The organism is Tsukamurella sp. II2bb, from assembly GCF_057815145.1.
Genome location: NZ_JBYPZI010000003.1, coordinates 145,049 through 163,267 on the forward strand (window position 1 = coordinate 145,049; position 18,219 = coordinate 163,267).

An 18,219-nucleotide genomic window follows, 5' to 3' on the forward strand; every position below is an offset into this window, starting at 1 on the left:
CCTTACACCAGGTATCCGGAGGCGCGGGTCGCGTCCTCGCTGTCGAGCATCCGGACCACCTTGCGCTCGATCCGGTCACCGTCGGGCCGCAGCGCGATGGTGTGCTCGGTGTGCGCGCCGATGGTGACGAACTCGTTGCGCTTGAACGAGCTCAGGATCTGCACGCCGCGCAGGACGATGCGCTCGTCACTGAGCGAGTCGACCGTGAACCGCGAGACGATCCGCGCGGTCCGGGCCGCCGCGACGGCGGACGGCGAATACCCCTGGAGCAGGCGCTGGACCCGCAGCATCCGCATCCGCTTGTCGTCGTAGATCATGTTCAGCGTGCCGGCGAAGTCCGTGGTCTCCGAGTCGATCGGCACGATGTAGAGCCCGTCGTCGGTGAAGAGCTCCTGCCACGCCTCGTAGTCCTTGTCATCGAGCAGCTTCGCCTCGTGCCAGACCAGTTCGATGGCGCGCGCCACCCGCTGGTCGGAGAACAGCGAGCCCGCCGTGGTCGTTTCAGTCATCGCTCATCATCGCCTTCCACATCGCGTAGGACTCCCGCATGCCGGTCTCGTCGGTCACGTGCGAGGTGAGCCACCCCTCGGGGGACGGAACCTCGCGCGCCTCACCCCGGTTGACCAGGATCGGCATGTGCGGATCACCGCTGGCGCCGAGCTGGACCCGGTCCCAGCCCTCGGCATCGTCGGGGCTGCCGAACCCGAACGGGCCCTGGAAGTGCTCGTGGATGCGGAGCCGTTCCCGGTTGATGGACTCCGGGCCGCCGTCCATGCCGATCGCCATGTGCCACACCTCGGTGACGTCGACGGAGATCGGGATGATGACCCGGAAGAACGACGACGACATCGCGATGTTGGGGAACATGTTCAGGTTGAACCCGCAGCCGTGCATCGACCGCATGTACCGCCGGATCCGCGCGGGATCCTCGCCGGCGGCGACGAGCTCGTCCACCAGGTGCTGGAAACGGGGCTGCACCTCCTCGGTGCCATCGTCGACGTCGAGGTCGGCGTGCGCCGCCGCCATGATCGCCACGCTGTGCCCGTTGCCGAGCGCGTGCGTCACGGCGGCGGGGTCGTCCATGAACGACATCATGTTGGCGGTCTCGGCGTCGACCGAGGTCATCCACGACTTGTGCACCATCGGGAAGTGGTAGCCGTCGGTGGTGTTCTCGAGCTGGATCTTCCAGTTGCCCTTGAACCGGAACTTGTGGGTGCCGATCACCTTCGTCGGGAAGCCGTTGGACTGCTTGAGGAAGCGATCCATCCAGATCTTCGCGTCGCCGAGGAAGTCGGTGAGCGGCTCGGCGTCCTCGTTGAACGTCGCCCAGATCATGCCCAGGTAGCTCTCGGTGCGCAGCGTCTTGAGCGGATAGTCCTTCTTGTCCACGACCCCCTCGTAGCCGTCCGGGTACGGGATGCCCCGCAGCCGGCCGTCCAGGGCGTAGGACCAGTTGTGGTACGGGCAGGTGAAGCCGTTGGCCTTGCCGCTGCGCTGATCGCACACCGACGCTCCGCGGTGCCGGCAGCGGTTCAGCAGCGTGTGGAACGCGCCCTTGCGGTCGCGGCTGACGATCACCGGCTGGTCGCCCACCATGGTGGTCTTGAACGAACCCGCCTCGGGGATTTCGCTCTCGTGTGCCACCCAGACCCAGGTGCGGTCGAAGATGCGCCGCATCTCCTCCGCGTAGATGGCGGGGTCGGTGTACAACCGGCCCGCGACGCGGTCGGTCTCGACCAGGTCCGCGTAGTTCCGCGCGTCGCCGATTTCAGTGCTGGTCATCTCGATTGCTCTCCTTGTGCTGGGCGGGCCTAGACGTCGACGTCGTCGCGGATCGTGAGCTCGCGGCCCATCCGAGCCTCGACCTTGAGGTACCGCCACAGGGCGTGCTCGCCGATCATGGTGGTGCGCAGCAGATTGCAGGCCTCGCGTACCGTCTCCTGATCCCGGACGTCCGCGAGCACGTAGCACGTCCAGGGCCATCCGTCCGACGGGCCGACCATGTGCGCGTCGTCGTCGAAGGTGCCGATCACCTCGACACCGTCCATGTTCTTCAGATTCGAGAGCATTGTGGAGACGCCCACCCAGACCGGGCCGATGTCGGCTTTCGGGAGGTCGAAGAAGTTCTGGTTGTTGCCGAAGCAGAACAGGGTGCGCAGGGGCGTGGACACGGGATCTCTCTTTCGTCTGGCTGGACCGGGCAGGGCGGGCGTGGTCAGGGGAAACTGGGTGCGCCGGAGGGCATGCCGAGGAGCACGGCGCCGGCCGCCTCGTACGTCGCGGTCGCGAGCATCGCGTGCTGGGCGGGCACGATGCCGTCTTGGAGGTACCGCTGCAGGGGGTGCCCGCGGTAGATGGCGCCGGTTCCGGCCAGGTCGAAGGCCTCCATGATCGCCCGCCGGCCCGCGTGCGCCGCCTCGGTCGCGCCGAGCCGGAGCAGGGCGCGGTGCCGGTCGGTGATCTCCTCGTCGCGGACCGCCAGATCCCAGACCTCGTCGGTGATCTCGTAGAAGAAGGACCGGGCGGAACGGAGCGCGGCCTCGGCTCGCGCGAACCCGATCTGATAGGTCGGCTTGGCGCCCTTGCCTCCGCCGCCGGTGATGGAGGTCTTCGCGGCACCGGCACGTTCGGCGTACCGGAGGGCGCCGCGCGCAGCTCCGAGGGTGACCACGGCGAGCACCTGCGCCGCATAGGCGAGCATCGGGTAGCGGGTCAGCGGCTCCGAGACGGTCGGTTCACCGCCGCGGATGAAGGTCATCTCCGCCGGGACGAACACCCCGTCGGCGCGGACGACGTGCGATCCGGTGGCGCGCATCCCGGCGACGTCCCAGTTCTCCACGATCTCCACGTCCTCGGGACGGACCAGCGCGGTGATCGGCTTCCCTTCGGTCTCAGGCCCGCCCGCCAGACCCACACCGAGGAGATCCGCCCCCTTGCAGCCGCTGGCGAACTGCCATTCGCCGGTCACCCGGAAACCGCCGGGCACCGCGTCGGCCTGCTGCATGGGGAACATCCCGGCCGCGAACGCGAGGTCCGGGCCGTCCGCGTACACCTGTTTCTGGGATTCGACGGACAACGCTGAGAAATAGCTGGTGGCGGAGCCGAAACTGGCCACCCAGCCCGTGGCGGGGTCGACCTCCGACACCCGCTCGACCAGACGCATGAAGTCCGACGGGGGTAGGGGCTCGCCGCCGAACCGTTCCGGGGTCGCCACGCGGAAGAGGCCCGCTCGCTTGAGCAGATCGATGTAGTCGCTCGGCACGTAGTGCTGGTCGGCGAACTCGTCGCGCCGCTCCGACAGCACCTCCAGGGCGTGCTCGAACGCCTGGTCGCGTTCTGCGCCGGCAGGGGCGGCACAGACGCGGACCCGGGCCTGGTTGATCGCCATGGGCATCTCCGATTCCTTCTCGATGTCACGGGCTGGGCGTGATATGGACCACGCTATGGAGGTCGCAGTTGGATCGGTATCCGCACTTCCTGCGGCGCGGCTAAGGTAATCACCTATCGTCGCGGCGGGCCCACTGCCGATACCGTCGGTCGATCTCGCGCAGCGGCCACCGCCGAGCGGACGACGATCGGAGGAGAGGCGATGTTCCCGACCCAGCAGGACGCCCTCGAGATGGTGGTGAGAACGTCGACGGGCATTCTCATCCACGACGCCGTCACCAAGGACATCCTCTGGGCGAATCCCGCGGCGCAGAAGATGTTCGGCTTCACCCTCGACGAGCTGACACCGCTCAAGGCGCATCACATGAGCAGTCAGGAGCGGCAGTTCCGGCGCGAGGTCGGCGTGGGTTGGTTGCACGACGCGGTCCTGCACGGATCCAGCCGGCGGCAGTGGAAGTACCGAACGAAGTCCGGGCGGGACTTCCTCACCGACGCGAGCGCCACCCTGGTGGAATTCGATACCGGTCCCGTCGTCATGGTCGAGTTCCGCCTCACCGCAGCGATGGAGCTGCAGCAGGAGCTGGACCGGGTATCGGATTCACTGCAGCGGTTGATGACCTACACCGCGGCCGGCATCGTCGTGCTGGACACCGACGGCGTCATCGAGGACATCTCCCCGGGGGCGGCGCGGCTCTTCGGCCGGGCGGCCGACGAGCTGATGGGCGTCGCCGTCGAGGAACTGGGCGACTGTGATCCGCGGCCATCCGCGCCGGAGGTCACCGCCCGCCTCGTCGCCGGGACCGGCTCCGTCAACATCAGCCAGCGGCTGATCTCAGCGGACGGCGAGATCACCTGGCTGGCAGGAGAACTCGAGCGTGTGGCGCATGACGGGATCACCTCGCTCGTGCTCACCGTGCGCGACGTGACCGACCGGGTCGAACTCGAGCGTTCGCATGCCTACCAACAGGCGAACCTCCAGTACCTGAGCCGCTACAACGCCATGGGCGACATGGCGATGATCCTCGCGCACGAGCTGGGGCAGCCGCTGGCCGCGAGTACGAACTTCCTCCGGGGCCTGCAGGCGCGGACCGTCGACGGTGCGCCCGCACCCGAGGCCCTGGCGTACGGGCTGGACGCGATCGCCAAGCAGCTCTCCCGCGCGGGCGAGATCGTCGCCTCGGTCAAACGCTACGTGCGCCGGATCGAGAGCACCATGGCCACGATCGACCTCCGGACGACCGTCGACGAGTGCCTGTACTTCGTCCGGCTGCGCGCCGCCGAGCGCGGCGTCGACCTGGACGTGCAGCCACATCCCGAGGCGCTGCTCATCGAGGGGGAGAGCGTGCTCATCGGCCAGGTGATCATCAACCTGTGCTTCAACGCGATCGACGAGATCGTGCTGCCCTCCGTCGCCGACAAACGCCTGACGGTGCGTGTCTTCGTCGAGGACGGCACCGCGTGTGTCTCGGTGATCGACCGCGGGAGCGGCATGCCGGTCGCGGGCGCGCGGTCCGACGGGGACCGCCTCGCGTCGGGCGCGTTCAGTACCAAGCACGACGGTGCCGGGATCGGCCTGATCCTCTCCGAGCACATCGTCGAGCGGCACAACGGTGAGCTCCGGTACGCACCGAACACGCCGACGGGCACCGTCGCCACCATCAGGCTTCCGCTACTGGTCTCCAGGCCCAGTGCCGACGGGTAGCCGGCGCAGCGGCCGTCCCCGATGCCGGTCGTCGCTGCACCGCCTGCGTCGGTGCAGCGACGATCCGCACGTCACGACGCGTCGAGCAGTGCGATGTCCGACGGGTGGGTCGACAGCGGTGTCACCTCGATGGTCATCCAGCGGAATAGGGGCAGGCCCCAGAGGATTTCGTGCAGTCGCTCATTGTCGGTCACGTCGAAGACGGAGATGTTCGAGTACTGACCCACGACTCGCCAGATGTGCGGCCACTCGCCGCTGCGCTGCAACTCGTGGCTGTACGCCTTCTCCTGGGCGATGGTCTCGGCCCGTAGATCGGGATCCACGTCGTGCGGGATGGCGACGTCCATGCGGACCGCGTACAGCGGCATCAGACGGTCTCCGGATCCAGCACGAAGTCGTAGACCACGACCTCACCGTCGCCCGCGGCCTGCGGGTCGAGCATGAGTTCGGGCTTGACGGCCGAGGCGATGTCGTCGTCGTTGTGCGGGTCACCCGGGAAGTACAGCTGCGCGGTGAGCAGGTCCATTCCCGGTGCGGAGACCTTGAGATGCAGGTGCGCCGGGCGCCAGGCGTGCCAGCCCGCTGCGGAGATCAGCTTGCCGCAGGCGCCGTCCGTGGGGATCATGTACGGCGCCGGGCGCACGGTGGTGATCTCGAACCGTCCGTCATCGTCGGCGACGATGGTGCCGCGCAGGTTCCATTCGGGCAGACCGGGCGCGTACTGGGAGTAGAACCCGTGCGCATCGGCGTGCCAGATCTCCACCTTCGCACCGGCCAAGGGGGCCCCGTCGAGGTTCCGGACCTGGCCCCGGAAGACCAGCGGCGTGCCGGCCTCGTCGGCGCGCATGGGCAGCGCGCCCTTGCCGTTCTCGCTGACGACGGGTGAATCGGGCACGTAGTAGGGGCCCTCGATGGTCCCCTTGTTGCCCTTGTGGTGCGCGTTGTTGACCTCCTCGACGGCGTGTTCGATCCACACGTCCAGGAACAGGGGCCACTCACCGTCGTTGCCCACGTTGATGAGCCAGGACTTCAGCGCGTCGTACTCGGCGTAGGTCACGTTGTGGCGGCGCACCACGTCGTGCACGGCGGTGATCACCTCGGTCGCGAGTGTCGAGACCCGCTCGGGCGGTGTGTCGGCGACGGAACCTTGCTTCTTGAGGAAGGCGGCGGTGGCCCCGGCGCCGGACTCGGCGGCCTTGGCATCGAATTCGGTACTGGTCATGGTGTTCTCCTTCGTTCTGGGGCTGAGGGGTTCGGGGAGTGGACCGGTCAGGCGAGTCGGTAGTGCGCGAGCTTGTCGGGATCGACGGTGACGCCCAGTCCGGGCCCGGTGGGCGCGGCGATCTCGCCGCCGACGATGTGCAGGGGCTCGGTGAGGAGATCGTCGGCCATGTCGAGGAAGTTCGACAGCTCGCCGGCGCGGGCGCTCGTCGCCGCGTGGGCGGCGCCGAAGGCGAGGGTGCAGGCGGTTCCCAGTTGCCCGTCGATCTGATTGCCCATCACGACCTCGATGCCGAGGCCGGTGGCCAGGTGCAGGATCTCCTGGGAGCCGGTGAATCCCGTGCGCGCGGTCTTGATCGAGACGGCTGTGGCGCCGCCACCGAGGAGCTCGCGGGTGACCTCGGCGGGCGTGGTCACGGATTCGTCGCCGACGAACGGGATACGGCAGTTCGCCACCAGTCGGCGCCGCCCGAGGACGTCGTCGGCGGGGCACAACTCCTCCGCCAGGGTCAGGCCGACATCGCCGAGCAGGTCCAGCGCGTGCTGCGACTGCGAGGCCGTCCACCCACGGTTGCCATCGATGTAGAGTTCGGCCTTGTCGCCCAGCGCGTTCCGCAGCGCGCGGACCACTTCGACGTCGAGGTCGACAGGATGACGACCCACCTTCACCTTGAACGTGTTGATGCCGTGGCGGTCGCGGATCTCGCAGGCCTCCTGGGCCATCGCCGCGGGGGCGTCGAAGCCGAGCATGTGGCATACGCGCATCCGATCGGTGTAGCCGCCCAGGGCCCGGCTCACTGAGACTCCCCACGCCTGCCCGAGCACGTCCCAGAGGGCCATGTCGATGGCGGATTTCGCGGCGGGATTGCCGATCGTGCGGTGCATCCGATGCTTCGCGAGCTCACGATCAGTGGCGTCCAGCCCCATCAGGGCCGGCGCGAAGACGCCGTCGATGACGGCCACGATCCCGGCCTGGGTCTCGCCGTAGGTGAACGGCCGCGGGGGAGCGTCCGCGTGACCGACGAGCCCGCCGGCGGTGCGGACCCGCACCAGCACGTGATCCGCGTGCGTCACCTCCCCGGAGGCGAACTTCAACGGTTTGACGTACGGGATCCGGTAGGGGATCGCGTCGATCGCGGTGATCCGCAGGTCGGGGTCCGTCGGGCTCATGCCGCGGTCTCCTGTTCGTCGGTGAGGTCGGTCGTGCCGAGTGCGTGTAGGACGCGAGTCAGCAGGGGGGACACGCCGTCGGCGCGCCAGGCGAGCGCGAGCTCGACCTGTTCGGTGTCGGGCACCGCGGTGAACCGCACGCCGGGCAGCTGTACCGAGCTCGCGCTACGCGGGACCAGGGCGATGCCCAGGCCCGCCGCGACGAGGGTCAGCAGGGTCGAGGTCCGGCCGACCTGATGCGCCCGCCGCGGCGTGAATCCGGCAGTGGCGCAGGTGCGGACCACGGCACCGTCGACGACGGAACCGGTGTCGGCCGGGTAGGTGATGAAGGGCTCGTCCGTCAGATCGGCGACGGTGACGTCCCGGCGTCCGGCGAAGCGGTGTCCGTGTGGCAGTGCCAGGATCAGCGGTTCGCTGAAGAGCACGCGATGGGCTATCCCCGCGACGGCGACCGGGGTGCGCAGGAGCGCGAGGTCGAGCCGGCCGTCCGTGAGGGCCGCCGCCTGGACGGGGGTGAGGAGCTCGGTCTCGATCGCGAGCTCCACGCCGGGCAGCTCGGCCGTGATCCGGCGCACTACGCGAGGGAGGACCCCGTAGGAGGCGGAGCCGGTGACGCCCACGCGGAGCACCCCGCTTGCGCCCTCACCGATGAGCCGGGCGCGGTCGACGGCACCGTCGAGCTCGGTGAGGAGGGCCCGGACGTCGCCGGCGAAGACCCGTCCGGCCTCGGTCAGCTCGACCTGCCGGGTGGTCCGCTCGAAGAGGGGTGTACCGATGTGGTCTTCGAGCTGCCGGATCGTGCGGGACAGCGCCGGGCCCGCGACGTGCAGGCGGTCCGCGGCGCGTCCGAAGTGCTCGGTCTCGGCCACGGCGAGGAACTGGCGCAGATGCCGTAGGTCCATGGTGTCCTCCCTCGATCTGTGAGCTGCATCTCATACGCTAGGAGGCCTGATTGGGAAAGACCAGGACCTATTTGATTACGATTAGGACCTTCTGAGCACCAAAGGGGCCGGGTGGGTGAGCGCTACGTCAGGGCCGCAGGAGCACCGACGTCGACGGGTAGTCGCTCGCGAAGCCGCTGGGCAGCGTGGCGACGAAGACGTTCTCCGTACGGGTGCGACTGATGTACCAGCGACCGTCCTCACGGCGGAAGGCGTTGTTGAGGCGGCTCGAGCGGAGCAGGCCGGTCCCGTCGGCGAACAGCCACGGCTGCATGTGGATCCACTGTCCATCGGCCTCGTCGCCGCGCACGTGGATCTGCTCGGCGGTCAGGTAGTGGGCGTTGAGCACGAGGGTGGGATCGCGCTTCGGCGACCAGAACTGCTCGAAGTGCTCGCGGATGGCGGCCGCGCCCTCCAGCCGGCCGAACTGACGGTCGTAGTACTCGCCGACTCCCTCCCAGACCGCGTCGGGCGTGTAAAGGGCCATGATGGCGTCGATCCGACCGGCGTCGTCGAGGCCGTACTCGGGACAGGGCGTGTCGCAGAGGAACATGTAGCGGGACTGCAGTCGCCGGATGTCGGCCTCGGATTCCAGCCTGTCCACCCGCAGGCGCAGTTCATCGATGGCGTCCGTGTCGGTCACGGCCCCTCCTCGTTGGTCGGAAGTACGCGCGTGACGACCACTTCCGCCTCCGCACTCCGTCCGATGCTGAACCGATTCGGACGATGACGACTACGAGAACACATCGATTGTGTTCGGGGCCAGAGGAGTAAGGGTTCCCGCAGTCCGCGGAAGGGAAACCGCCGCGGACCGCTGCCGGGGACGGGAACGGGACCGTCGCCCTCGGCAGGCGATGGCGGTAACGCGTGGCGGCGGCCGCGAACGAGGCGATACTGGTGCCATGGCGACCCAGTACGACCAGATCACCGAGCGGCTGCAGGAGTTCATCGCGGCCCAGCAGATGTACTTCGTGGGCACGGCGGCCCCCGACGGGCGGGTCAATGTCTCCCCGAAGGGTCTCGACTCGCTGCGTGTGCTGGGACCGAACCGGGTGGTCTGGCTCAACGGCACGGGCAGCGGCAACGAGACCGCCGCGCACCTGCTGCGGAACCCGCGGATGACGTTGATGTTCTGCGCCTTCGAGGGCAAGCCGCTCATCCTGCGGCTGTACGGCACGGCGCGCGCCGTCCACGCCGGTGACGCGGGCTGGGACGAGCTGCTGGCGCTCTTTCCGCCGATGCGCGGCGCGCGCAACGTCTTCGACATGGCCGTCGATCTCGTGCAGACCTCGTGCGGCTTCGGCGTCCCGCTCTACGAGTACGAGGGGCAACGGAGCCTGATGGACTCGTGGGCGGCCAACAAGGGCGCCGAGGGTATCGAGAGCTATCGGCGCGACCGCAACACCCACAGCATCGACGGCTTCCCGACGGGGCTGCCCGTGCAGTAGACGGCGACGACCGGCCCGGAAGGATGCCCGGGCCGGTCGCCGTGGTCGGGGAGTGTCAGGCGGCCTTGTCGGTCCCGGTTTCGTTCGTGCTCGTGCTCACCGAGGTCGTCGAGGGCGAATCGTCCGTCGACGGTGCCGTCCCCGCCACCGTTGCGGGCTGCTCCGGGGCGGCCGGCGTCGCCGGGGTCTCGGGCTTCGCCGGCTCGGGCGCAGGAGCCGGCGCGGGGCTCGGGTTCGGCTCGGTCTTGCCCGCATCGGCCGGCTTCGCACCCTGGAGACGGGCCAGCAGGTCGGGGAACGGCTCCCCGCCCTTGTCGAGGCTGTGGTCGCCGGTCCCCGTCGCCGGAGTCGTGGTCGGAGCCGGTGTCGGCGCATCGACGGTGCCGGAATCGCTCTGGCCCGTCTCTGCGAAGCTCGCTGCACGTGCCGCGTTGTTCGCACCCGCAGCGTTGTTCGACTCCGCGCCGGACGGCGCACCGGGGAGGCTCCCGGTCCGCTCGGACAGCGTCTTCGACAGGTCCAGGAGCTGCGCCGCCGAGCCGTTGACGAACGGGCCGTACTGGCTGGTCGCGAAGTCCGACAGCGGCGTGAGCGTGACCGCCGAGACCACCTGGTAGACGGGACCGAACGCGGTCATGACCGGCTTGATGATCGCATCGAGTCCGAGGACCTGCGTCAGCGAGCTCACCCCGAGCGGCCCGGTGATCCCGGTGATGAAGCCGCTCATCGGATCGGTGGGAAGCAGAACGGGAGGAATCACGCCGGCGGACGAGTTCGGCCCCGCCTTCGTGCCCACCTGCAGGAGATCGTCCGAGAACAGCTTGAAGCCGAAGAGCGACGGCGAGGTGAGGCCCGCTCCCGTGACGCCGACGTTGTAGCCGCCGAGCCCGTAGATCAGCGGCAACGGAATGCCCAGGGGATTCTGGACGAGCAGGAGGTTCTGGCCGTTGTTGACGTTGATGCCGTTGGTGCCGACGTAGTTGCCCGTCGTCACGTTGATGTTGGTCAGGCCGAACGGCAGGATCGTGTTCAGGTTCGTCATGGTGAGGCCGACCGGGGAGTACACCCCGTTCGCGGTGGGGAGCAGAATGTTCGCTCCGACCACGCCGGCCTCGGCCAGGTTGAACGGGAGGCGGGCGCCTGCTGCGTAGATCGGTACCGAGATCACCGTGTCGATGGCATCGCCGCCGGTCAGCCACGCGGGGAGCTTGAGCGCCGCCGTCGGCGCAGCCGCCCACCAGCCGAGCTGGGCGCCGAGCGGAAAGTTGTACGTCCCGTCGCCCTGCGGCACCCACACCGTTCCTGCCGGTAGCGTGCCCTCCGGCAGGATCTCGACGTCGGAGAGGTTGTTCCCGACGATCGCCTTCAAGGCGAGTTGCAGCGTGGGGCTGTTCGCGACCGCCGGGATGCTCAGCAGATCGAGCGAAACGCCGCTCGGAGTCTGGAGGAAGGTGTTGAGGAAGTTCGTCTCACCGTCGAGGCCGAGCAGCTTCCAGGAGTACCACCCGCGGTAGTCGGACTGCGTGATCTCGAGACCGTTGATCAGCTCGCTGGCAGGTGGCAGCTCGTCGAGGATCAGCTGCACGGCCGGGTTGCCGAGAACGAGGTCCAGCTGGTCTGCGATCTGGATCAGCAGTTGCCCGCCCGGAATGGACGAGGTCACAGGCAGAACGATCTTGCCTCCGCCGGGGAGCACGACGTTCGGCACGGTGCCGGGCACGGACGTGGGGAGCGTGAGCCCGCCCAGATTCCTGAGGATCTGCGGAAGATCGGAGAGTTTGGTGGCGTCCGAGAGCGTGAAGGTCGAGCCGAAGGTCGGGAGGATGCCGCCGGAGCCGTTGGCGATCGGGCCCCACACGCTGTTCAGGCTGCCGTTGACGTTGTTCGAAGCGCGCAGGAAGTTGTCCAGGGCGTGCGAGTAGTCGCTGATCGCCTTGCTGTAGTCGGGCGGGGCGGCCGCGGCCTGCGCCGGTGCGCCCATCAGGCTGATCCCGGCGGTGGCGCCGATGGCGGTCGCGGCGACGGATGCCCGTTTGACGGCCAGTTTCGATGCCCTGCGATGCTTCGCGCTCATGCTTGCTCGTGTTCCTTTCGAACGAAATGCAGACGCGGCAATGGCGCATCCCTAGATGAGGATAGAGCCGGTGAGCCTCGTCGGTGTCCGTTTCCTGCGATCACAGAAATCGGTCGTTATTCGGGCATGCGGGACGCCGGTGCCGGCGCTGAGCGGTCGCGGGGAGGAAGGGGGCTCGCGATAGGGTGGCGGCAACGATCGAAAGGATGCGGATGAGCCTCGCGGAACTGTCCGACTGGCCCGTCGACAACGCGGCCGGCGCCCTGCTGCGGATCGACGCCGGGCGCACCGTCGAGACCCACGGCGATGTGGAGCGGCAGTTCGAATTGGCCTCCGTCACCAAGCTTCTCGTCGCATACGGGGTTCTCGTGGCCGTGGAGGAGGAGGCGGTCGCGCTGCGCCAGCCGGCCGGGCCGGAGGGGAGCACCGTCGAACACCTCCTGGCGCATGCCTCGGGGCTCGCCTTCGATTCCGAGGCCGTGCAGGCCCCGCCCGCGACCCAGCGCATCTACAGTTCGTACGGCTACGAACTGCTGGCGCAGCTGATCGAGCAGGAGACCGGCATTCCGTTCGCCGACTACCTGCGTGAGGCCGTCTTCGAGCCCCTCGGTATGCGGCGCTCGGAGCTCGTCGGCCCCGCCGGTCACGGCGCCCGGTCGACGGTGTCCGATCTCGCCCGGTTCGCCGCGGAGGTCGCCGCGCCCACCCTGCTCGCGCCCGCCACCGTCGACGGTGCCCGCACCGTCCACTTCCCGGGCCTGCCGGGCTTCGTGCCCGGCTACGGCAAGTTCGCGAACAACAGCTGGGGCCTCGGCTTCGAGGTCAAGGGTGACAAGCGGGCCCACTGGACGGGTACCCGGAATTCGCCGCGCACCGTCGGGCACTTCGGGCAGGCGGGCACGTTCCTGTGGCTCGACCCGGACCTCCAGCTGGGTGCGGTGGTCCTGACGGACCGTCCGTTCGGAGCGTGGGCCAAGCCGCTGTGGTCAGAGTTCAACGATCGGCTGATTTCTCAGGAACTCCAAGGCGGCGAGTAACTGGCGCAACACGCGCATCATGGTGCACAATGGCTTCATAACTACATGGATGTGATAAAGCGCGGCTGGTAGCACCGCACGTTTCGACAGGTGGCTTGGGGAAGACGTCCTCGTCGAAACGAAGAAGGTGGCAACCATGCAGCAGCTGAATCAGTTTGCAGAGGTGACGACGGGAGTCGTCTGGATTCACGCCGCACCTGCTGCTCTGTGCCCGCACGTGGAGTGGGCACTGTCGAGGACCCTCGACGCCCGGGCCACCCTCAAGTGGTCGGCGCAAGAGGCGATCCCCGGCATGCAGCGTGCTGTTGTCGACTGGGTTGGCCCGGTCGGCAGCGGCGCGCGGATGGCGAACACCCTGAGGGAGTGGAACTCCATCAGGTTCGAGGTCACCGAGGACCCCTCCGAGGGGGTCGACGGTGAGCGGTTCTGCTATGCCCCGGGGCTGGGGCTGTGGCGCGGCACCATGAGCGCGTCCGGCGACACCCTGCTGGGCGAGGCGCAACTGCGCTCGATGATGCTCGAGCAGGGGCCCGAGGGCATGCAGACCGCTCTCGACTCGCTCCTGGGCACGGCTTGGGACGAGGCGCTCGAACCCTTCCGCATGGGCGGCCAGGGCGCCGAGGTCACCTGGCTGTCGCAGGCCGTCGGCTGACGGCCGGACCGGACCAGCCGGAAACCCGGCCCCGGCGGGCGAGCGCGGCCATCGTGCTGGCGCCCCGTCGGGACCGGGGTAACGGCCTTACTTGTCGGACCGTTCTGCCACCATCGGGCCATGGCACTCGCATCGCTCCAGAAACAGGAATTCCTCGCGCAACCGCACGTCGCGGCGTTCTCCGTCGCCGAGCCGGGCAAGGGCCCGCTGACGGTGCCGGTCTGGTACTTCTACGAGCCGGGAGGTAGGCCGTGGATCACGATCGGCCCCGCATCCCGCAAGGCTCGCGCACTCGAGGAGGCCGGGCGGTTCTCGCTGATGGTCGACACGGTCGAGCCGCGCACGATGTACGTGAGCGTGGAGGGGCCCGTCGCCGAATCCCGCTTGTCGTCGGAGACCGAGATCCGCGCCATGGCCGCCCGCTACCTGTCCGGGCCGGCGCTCGAAGGCTACCTGGAGTTCGCCTTCGGCCAGTTGGGAGAGCACCTCACCGTCGTCCTCGAGCCCGAACACTGGCTGGGCGCGGATCTCACCATGTGAGGCGCCGGGGTCGCCGGTAGTCGACTACTCGCGTTTCGCAGAACACCGTCTGCGCTGCAGGAACAGGTCTCGCGGGATGGACGGGCGGACGTACGATCGGGCGATGACGGTGGCGTCGAGCGCACTGGTCGGCCGGCAGGACGAGATCGCACTCGCCCGCGAGGCGTTCGGTGCACAGCAGGGCGTGCGGGGAGTGTTGCTCGTGGGCACCGCGGGCGTGGGGAAGACGATGCTGGCCCAGCACCTGGTCCGGGAGCTGGCCGCCACCGGAGGACACCGCACCGTCGTCGGAACCGAATCGACCCGGGCCATCGCTCTGGGGGCGATGGGACACCTGGTGTCGGTCCGCGGTGAGCAGGACCCGGTGTCGCTGCTCAGTGCCATCGCGATCCATCAGCTCGTGTTGGCCGGCGGCACACCGATCGTCGCGACGGCCCGCACGGACGAGTCGCAGCCGGACCCGGTGACGTCGCTGTGGAAGGACGGTTTACCTGCGCCGGATGGACATCGCCGCCTTCCGCGAGGAGCAGACGGCCGAGCTGATCGAGACGCTGCTGGACGGCCCCGTCGAGGCCCGGACCGTGCGCGAGCTGCAAGGGGATGAGCAACCGCGCCATCGCCGAGGAACTCTCGGTCTCCGTCCGCACCGTCGAGGGACACCTCTATCGGGTGTTCGCCAAGGCGGGGGTGTCGGATCGGCGCGCGCTGGCGCGGCTGCTCTAGCCCGACGGTGCCGGGGTCGTCCGGATGCGACCCGTCAGTAAGTGACGTAGCGGGACACGGTGTAGGCGTTGCCGCAGTCCACCGAGATCACGTATTTGGTCCCGGTGGGATAGGCACCCGGGATGTACACCTGGTAGGTGGCGCTCGGGCCCAGCCGGAACGGAATGTTCACGGTGTTGATCTGCCACGTGATGGGGCGCGAGCGGTAGGTGCACCATCCGGCATCCTGGGTGGTGAAGTTTCTGACGGTGACCATGGCGCCGACCGCGCTGGATATGGGCGAGCCTAGGGATAAGTTTGCCTTCGCGGACGCGATGCCGGCCCCGGCGAGGCCGGCCAGGGGGAGCAGGGCGAGGGCGCCGACGGTCGTGGCTGCGACCCTGGTCGTGATGTTCATGGGAGTGTCCTCTCCGAGACGGTTCGAATCTGGCTCCACCAGAATGCGATCCGTGCCCTGCGCGAACACGCGTAGCGGGCTACTCGAAAAGACGGGACGTGCCGTGCGGACTACTCGGGCGGCATCGTCGGGAAACGCGAAACCGGCCGCCGGGGGTATCCCCGACGACCGGCCTCTGGAGTAACGCTCTAGTACTTGCCGAACGCCAGCGCCACGTTGTGGCCACCGAACCCGAAGGAGTTGTTCAGCGCGTAGTTGATCTCGCCCGTGCGGCCTTCGCCGTGGACGACATCCAGCTCGATCTCCGGATCCTGGTTCTCCAGGTTCAGGGTGGGCGGGATGATCCCGTCCCGGATCGAGAGCACCGTCAGCGCGGCCTCGAGCGCGCCCACGGCACCGATGGAGTGCCCCAGCGCGCCCTTCGGCGCGTAGATCGCGGCATCCGTGCCGACGACCGCGTTGATGGCCTTCGCCTCCGCGATGTCGCCGATCGGGGTGGCCGTGGCGTGCGCGTTGATGAAGTCGATGTCGGCGCGGGACAGGCCCGCCGTCTCCATCGCCCGCTTCATCGCGCGCGCCGCGCCGCCGCCCTCCACGTCGGGGGAGACCATGTGGTACCCGTCGGAGGTGATGCCGGCGCCGAGCAGCCGGGCGATCGGCTTCGCGCCGCGCGCCAGTGCGTGCTCCTCGGTCTCGATGATCATCAGCGCCTGCGCCTCGCCGAAGACGAAGCCGTCGCGGTCCTTGTCGAACGGACGCGACGCGGCGGCGGGATCGTCGTTACGGGTCGACAGCGCGCGCATCATCGCGAAGGACGCGATGGGCGGAGAGTCGATCCGGCCCTCCACACCGCCGCAGACCGCGATGTCGGCGTCGCCGAGCACGATCTGACGCCAGGCGTGCGCGATGGCCTCGTTGCCCGTCGAGCAGGCGGAGACCGGCGCGATGGCACCCGCGCGAGCACCGATCTCCAGCGCCGAGACGGCGCAGGCGCCGTTCGGCATGGACATCTGCACCGCGAACGGGGAGACCTTGCGCACGCCGTGGTCGCGGAGCGCGTCGACGGCCTGCACCATCGTCTCGCCACCGCCGAGCCCGGTGCCGACCACCGCGGCGAGGCGGTTCGGGTCGACGTCCGGGCGTCCGGCCTTGTCCCACAGCCGCTTGGTCATCACATGGGCGACCTGCTCGACGTAGGACATGCGCCGCTTCGAGACGTGCTGCTTGCTGATGTCCCCGGCGTGCGCGCGGTCGGGCCGCTCCGGCACGTCGTCCGACGGGTCCGACAGCAGCTGGCCGCCGAACCGCACCGGCAGATCCGGGATCTGCACGCCGATGAATTCTCCTTCGAGCGGGCGGATGCCGCTCTTGCCGGCGAGCAGTCCCTGCCAGGTGGAGTCGGTATCGACACCGATCGACGTGGTCAGCTCGATGGCCGTGACGACGACGCTGGGGAAATCACCCCCCAGCGTCGAGAAACTCCTCAGCGACGACAAGGGCCTACTTGCCCTTCTCAGCCTCGTACTTGCCCTTCAGCTCGGCCGCGAGATCAGCGTTCTCGGCCTCGAGCTTCTGGATGTACGCCACGGCGTCGCCGACGGTCTTCAGGCCCGCGAGGTCCTCGTCCGGCACCTTGACGCCGTACTTGTCCTCGAGCTGCACGGCGATCTCGACCATGGAGAGCGAGTCGATGTCCAGGTCGTCGATGAACGCCTTGTCCAGGGTGACCTCGGAGGGCTCGATGCCGGTGACCTCTTCGATGATCTCGGCGATGGCGGCGACGATTTCGTCCTGGCTGGTGGCCACAGTGGGTCCCTTTCCTTGTGTGACCCGACCCGCGGTTTCGCGGAGACGGGAGAATCTGTGCGACGTGTGCGTCGCAGTGTTCGACGGTGCCGGACGGCCCGTCGGGTGGTCTCGACGCTACTGCGCGGCGGCGAGCAGCTCGGCGAGGTCGGCCGGGGTCTTGACGGCGACCTGCGGCACACCCTTGAGCTCGCGCTTGGCGATGCCCACGAGGGCGCCGGCCGGCGGCAGCTCCACGAGCATCGAGACCTCGGCCTCGCGCATCGTGGCGGTGCACAGGTCCCAGCGGACCGGGCGGGTGACCTGCGCGACGATCTGGGCCAGAGCGGCCTCGCCGGAGGTGACCGGCTTGCCGTCGCGGTTCGACAGCAGCGTCAGCTGCGGGTCACGCGGGGTGATGGACTGCGCGGCGGCCGCGACGGCCTCCTGCGCGGGAGCCATGAACTCGGTGTGGAAGGCGCCGGCCACTGCGAGCGGGCGCAGGCGCGCCTTCTCGGGGGCGTTGTCGGCCAGCTTCGCCAGGTTCTCGACGGTGCCCGCGGCCACGATCTGCCCGGAGGCGTTCATGTTCGCCGGGATCAGGTCGAAGGACTCGAGGGTGGCGAGGACGTCCTCCTCGACGCCGCCGAGCACGGCGGTCATCGACGTGGGGACGAGGGCGCAGGCGGCGGCCATCGCGCGACCGCGGATGGCGGCCAGGCGCACGGCCTCGTCGGCGGTGATGACGCCGGCGACCGCGGCGGCAGCGAGCTCACCGACGGAGTGTCCGGCGACGACGGTCTCGGCCGGCTGCGCGCCCATCTGCTCGAAGGCGAGCAGAGCGGCGGCCACCACGAGGGGCTGGGTCACGGCGGTGTCCGTGATCTCGTCGGCCTCGGCGATGGTGCCGAGGCGGACCAGGTCGAGATCGGCGATCTCGGACCAAACGCGCAGGCGCTCCACGGCAGAAGGCTGATCGAGCCATGCCGTCAGCATGCCGGGCTTCTGGGAACCCTGTCCGGGTGCGAGCAGTGCAATCACGTGTTCCAGGAAACACCCCGGGAACCTGAAAAGAAGGTGTCGGAGCCTGAGAACCTTGCTCATCGAATTTGTGGGGTTTCCACAAAAGTGCTGCTCAGCGA

Annotated in this window: 20 protein-coding genes and 1 pseudogene; 7 read left to right on the forward strand and 14 right to left on the reverse strand. The window is 68.7% G+C overall.

What is annotated here, in order from left to right; all coding sequences use genetic code 11:
- Nucleotides 1-2 precede the first annotated feature (2 nt).
- The 4 genes from AC21LY_RS09215 to AC21LY_RS09230 are packed head-to-tail and all read right to left on the reverse strand — an operon-like array spanning nucleotide 3 to nucleotide 3,388.
- On the reverse strand, nucleotides 3-509 hold the full coding sequence (locus AC21LY_RS09215; protein WP_489046157.1) for an aromatic-ring-hydroxylating dioxygenase subunit beta: 507 nt from the start codon (nucleotides 507-509) through the stop codon (nucleotides 3-5).
- Nucleotides 502-1,782 carry an aromatic ring-hydroxylating oxygenase subunit alpha gene (locus tag AC21LY_RS09220; RefSeq protein WP_489046158.1) on the reverse strand — a complete coding sequence of 427 codons (1,281 nt, stop codon included), beginning with the start codon at nucleotides 1,780-1,782 and terminating at the stop codon, nucleotides 502-504. The genes AC21LY_RS09215 and AC21LY_RS09220 overlap by 8 nt, the downstream gene beginning before the upstream one ends.
- Before the next feature lie 29 nt (nucleotides 1,783-1,811).
- Complete coding sequence (locus tag AC21LY_RS09225; protein ID WP_489046159.1) at nucleotides 1,812-2,171, reverse strand: hypothetical protein; 360 nt, start codon at nucleotides 2,169-2,171, stop codon at nucleotides 1,812-1,814.
- A gap of 44 nt (nucleotides 2,172-2,215) precedes the next feature.
- Nucleotides 2,216-3,388 (reverse strand): acyl-CoA dehydrogenase family protein, encoded by a 1,173-nt coding sequence (locus AC21LY_RS09230; protein ID WP_489046160.1) that lies wholly within the window; start codon nucleotides 3,386-3,388, stop codon nucleotides 2,216-2,218.
- Between the two features lie 201 nt (nucleotides 3,389-3,589).
- Here AC21LY_RS09230 and AC21LY_RS09235 point away from each other — a divergent pair, with 201 nt between their 5' ends.
- Complete coding sequence (locus AC21LY_RS09235; protein WP_489046162.1) at nucleotides 3,590-5,089, forward strand: PAS domain S-box protein; 1,500 nt, start codon at nucleotides 3,590-3,592, stop codon at nucleotides 5,087-5,089.
- A gap of 71 nt (nucleotides 5,090-5,160) precedes the next feature.
- Here AC21LY_RS09235 and catC read toward each other — a convergent pair whose 3' ends face one another.
- The 5 genes from catC to AC21LY_RS09260 all read right to left on the reverse strand — a co-directional run bounded on the left by catC (nucleotide 5,161) and on the right by AC21LY_RS09260 (nucleotide 9,064).
- The gene (catC, locus tag AC21LY_RS09240; protein ID WP_489046163.1) at nucleotides 5,161-5,457 is read right to left on the reverse strand and encodes a muconolactone Delta-isomerase; all 297 of its coding nucleotides are present in this window, start codon (nucleotides 5,455-5,457) and stop codon (nucleotides 5,161-5,163) included.
- Nucleotides 5,457-6,311, reverse strand: a complete 855-nt coding sequence (catA, locus tag AC21LY_RS09245; protein WP_489046164.1) for a catechol 1,2-dioxygenase — start codon at nucleotides 6,309-6,311, stop codon at nucleotides 5,457-5,459. The genes catC and catA overlap by 1 nt, the downstream gene beginning before the upstream one ends.
- A 47-nt stretch (nucleotides 6,312-6,358) precedes the next feature.
- Nucleotides 6,359-7,459 carry a mandelate racemase/muconate lactonizing enzyme family protein gene (locus AC21LY_RS09250; protein WP_489046444.1) on the reverse strand — a complete coding sequence of 367 codons (1,101 nt, stop codon included), beginning with the start codon at nucleotides 7,457-7,459 and terminating at the stop codon, nucleotides 6,359-6,361.
- Between the two features lie 17 nt (nucleotides 7,460-7,476).
- On the reverse strand, nucleotides 7,477-8,382 hold the full coding sequence (locus AC21LY_RS09255) for a LysR substrate-binding domain-containing protein (protein ID WP_489046165.1): 906 nt from the start codon (nucleotides 8,380-8,382) through the stop codon (nucleotides 7,477-7,479).
- Nucleotides 8,383-8,509: 127 nt separating this feature from the next.
- A complete protein-coding gene (locus AC21LY_RS09260; RefSeq protein ID WP_489046166.1) occupies nucleotides 8,510-9,064 on the reverse strand; it encodes a nuclear transport factor 2 family protein in 555 nt (184 codons plus the stop codon).
- A 259-nt stretch (nucleotides 9,065-9,323) separates the two neighbouring features.
- Between AC21LY_RS09260 and AC21LY_RS09265 the strand changes: the two genes are divergently transcribed.
- Nucleotides 9,324-9,869: a pyridoxamine 5'-phosphate oxidase family protein gene (locus tag AC21LY_RS09265; RefSeq protein WP_489046167.1), complete on the forward strand. Its 546-nt coding sequence runs from the start codon at nucleotides 9,324-9,326 to the stop codon at nucleotides 9,867-9,869.
- Between the two features lie 55 nt (nucleotides 9,870-9,924).
- Here the strand turns inward: AC21LY_RS09265 and AC21LY_RS09270 are convergent, their stop codons facing one another.
- Entirely contained in the window at nucleotides 9,925-11,943 is a 2,019-nt protein-coding gene (locus tag AC21LY_RS09270; protein WP_489046168.1) for a hypothetical protein, read from the reverse strand.
- A 212-nt stretch (nucleotides 11,944-12,155) separates the two neighbouring features.
- Here AC21LY_RS09270 and AC21LY_RS09275 point away from each other — a divergent pair, with 212 nt between their 5' ends.
- From AC21LY_RS09275 to AC21LY_RS09295, 5 genes and pseudogenes are all read left to right on the forward strand, one after another.
- The gene (locus AC21LY_RS09275) at nucleotides 12,156-12,980 is read left to right on the forward strand and encodes a serine hydrolase domain-containing protein (protein WP_489046169.1); all 825 of its coding nucleotides are present in this window, start codon (nucleotides 12,156-12,158) and stop codon (nucleotides 12,978-12,980) included.
- A 136-nt stretch (nucleotides 12,981-13,116) separates the two neighbouring features.
- Nucleotides 13,117-13,632: a DUF3145 domain-containing protein gene (locus tag AC21LY_RS09280; protein ID WP_489046170.1), complete on the forward strand. Its 516-nt coding sequence runs from the start codon at nucleotides 13,117-13,119 to the stop codon at nucleotides 13,630-13,632.
- Nucleotides 13,633-13,752: 120 nt separating this feature from the next.
- The gene (locus AC21LY_RS09285) at nucleotides 13,753-14,172 is read left to right on the forward strand and encodes a pyridoxamine 5'-phosphate oxidase family protein (RefSeq protein ID WP_489046171.1); all 420 of its coding nucleotides are present in this window, start codon (nucleotides 13,753-13,755) and stop codon (nucleotides 14,170-14,172) included.
- Nucleotides 14,173-14,275: 103 nt separating this feature from the next.
- Nucleotides 14,276-14,776 carry an AAA family ATPase gene (locus AC21LY_RS09290; protein ID WP_489046172.1) on the forward strand — a complete coding sequence of 167 codons (501 nt, stop codon included), beginning with the start codon at nucleotides 14,276-14,278 and terminating at the stop codon, nucleotides 14,774-14,776.
- Nucleotides 14,770-14,895: pseudogene (locus AC21LY_RS09295) on the forward strand (LuxR C-terminal-related transcriptional regulator); the annotation flags it as partial. The gene AC21LY_RS09290 and the pseudogene AC21LY_RS09295, both read left to right, overlap by 7 nt.
- Before the next feature lie 34 nt (nucleotides 14,896-14,929).
- Here AC21LY_RS09295 and AC21LY_RS09300 read toward each other — a convergent pair.
- The 4 genes from AC21LY_RS09300 to AC21LY_RS09315 all read right to left on the reverse strand — a co-directional run bounded on the left by AC21LY_RS09300 (nucleotide 14,930) and on the right by AC21LY_RS09315 (nucleotide 18,118).
- The gene (locus tag AC21LY_RS09300; RefSeq protein WP_489046173.1) at nucleotides 14,930-15,292 is read right to left on the reverse strand and encodes a hypothetical protein; all 363 of its coding nucleotides are present in this window, start codon (nucleotides 15,290-15,292) and stop codon (nucleotides 14,930-14,932) included.
- 188 nt (nucleotides 15,293-15,480) lie between these two features.
- Complete coding sequence (locus tag AC21LY_RS09305; RefSeq protein WP_489046174.1) at nucleotides 15,481-16,788, reverse strand: KasA/KasB family beta-ketoacyl-ACP synthase; 1,308 nt, start codon at nucleotides 16,786-16,788, stop codon at nucleotides 15,481-15,483.
- A 4-nt stretch (nucleotides 16,789-16,792) separates the two neighbouring features.
- Nucleotides 16,793-17,098, reverse strand: coding sequence for a meromycolate extension acyl carrier protein AcpM (acpM, locus tag AC21LY_RS09310; protein ID WP_068530048.1), 306 nt, complete (start codon nucleotides 17,096-17,098; stop codon nucleotides 16,793-16,795).
- 117 nt (nucleotides 17,099-17,215) lie between these two features.
- A complete protein-coding gene (locus tag AC21LY_RS09315; protein WP_489046175.1) occupies nucleotides 17,216-18,118 on the reverse strand; it encodes an ACP S-malonyltransferase in 903 nt (300 codons plus the stop codon).
- Nucleotides 18,119-18,219 lie beyond the last annotated feature (101 nt).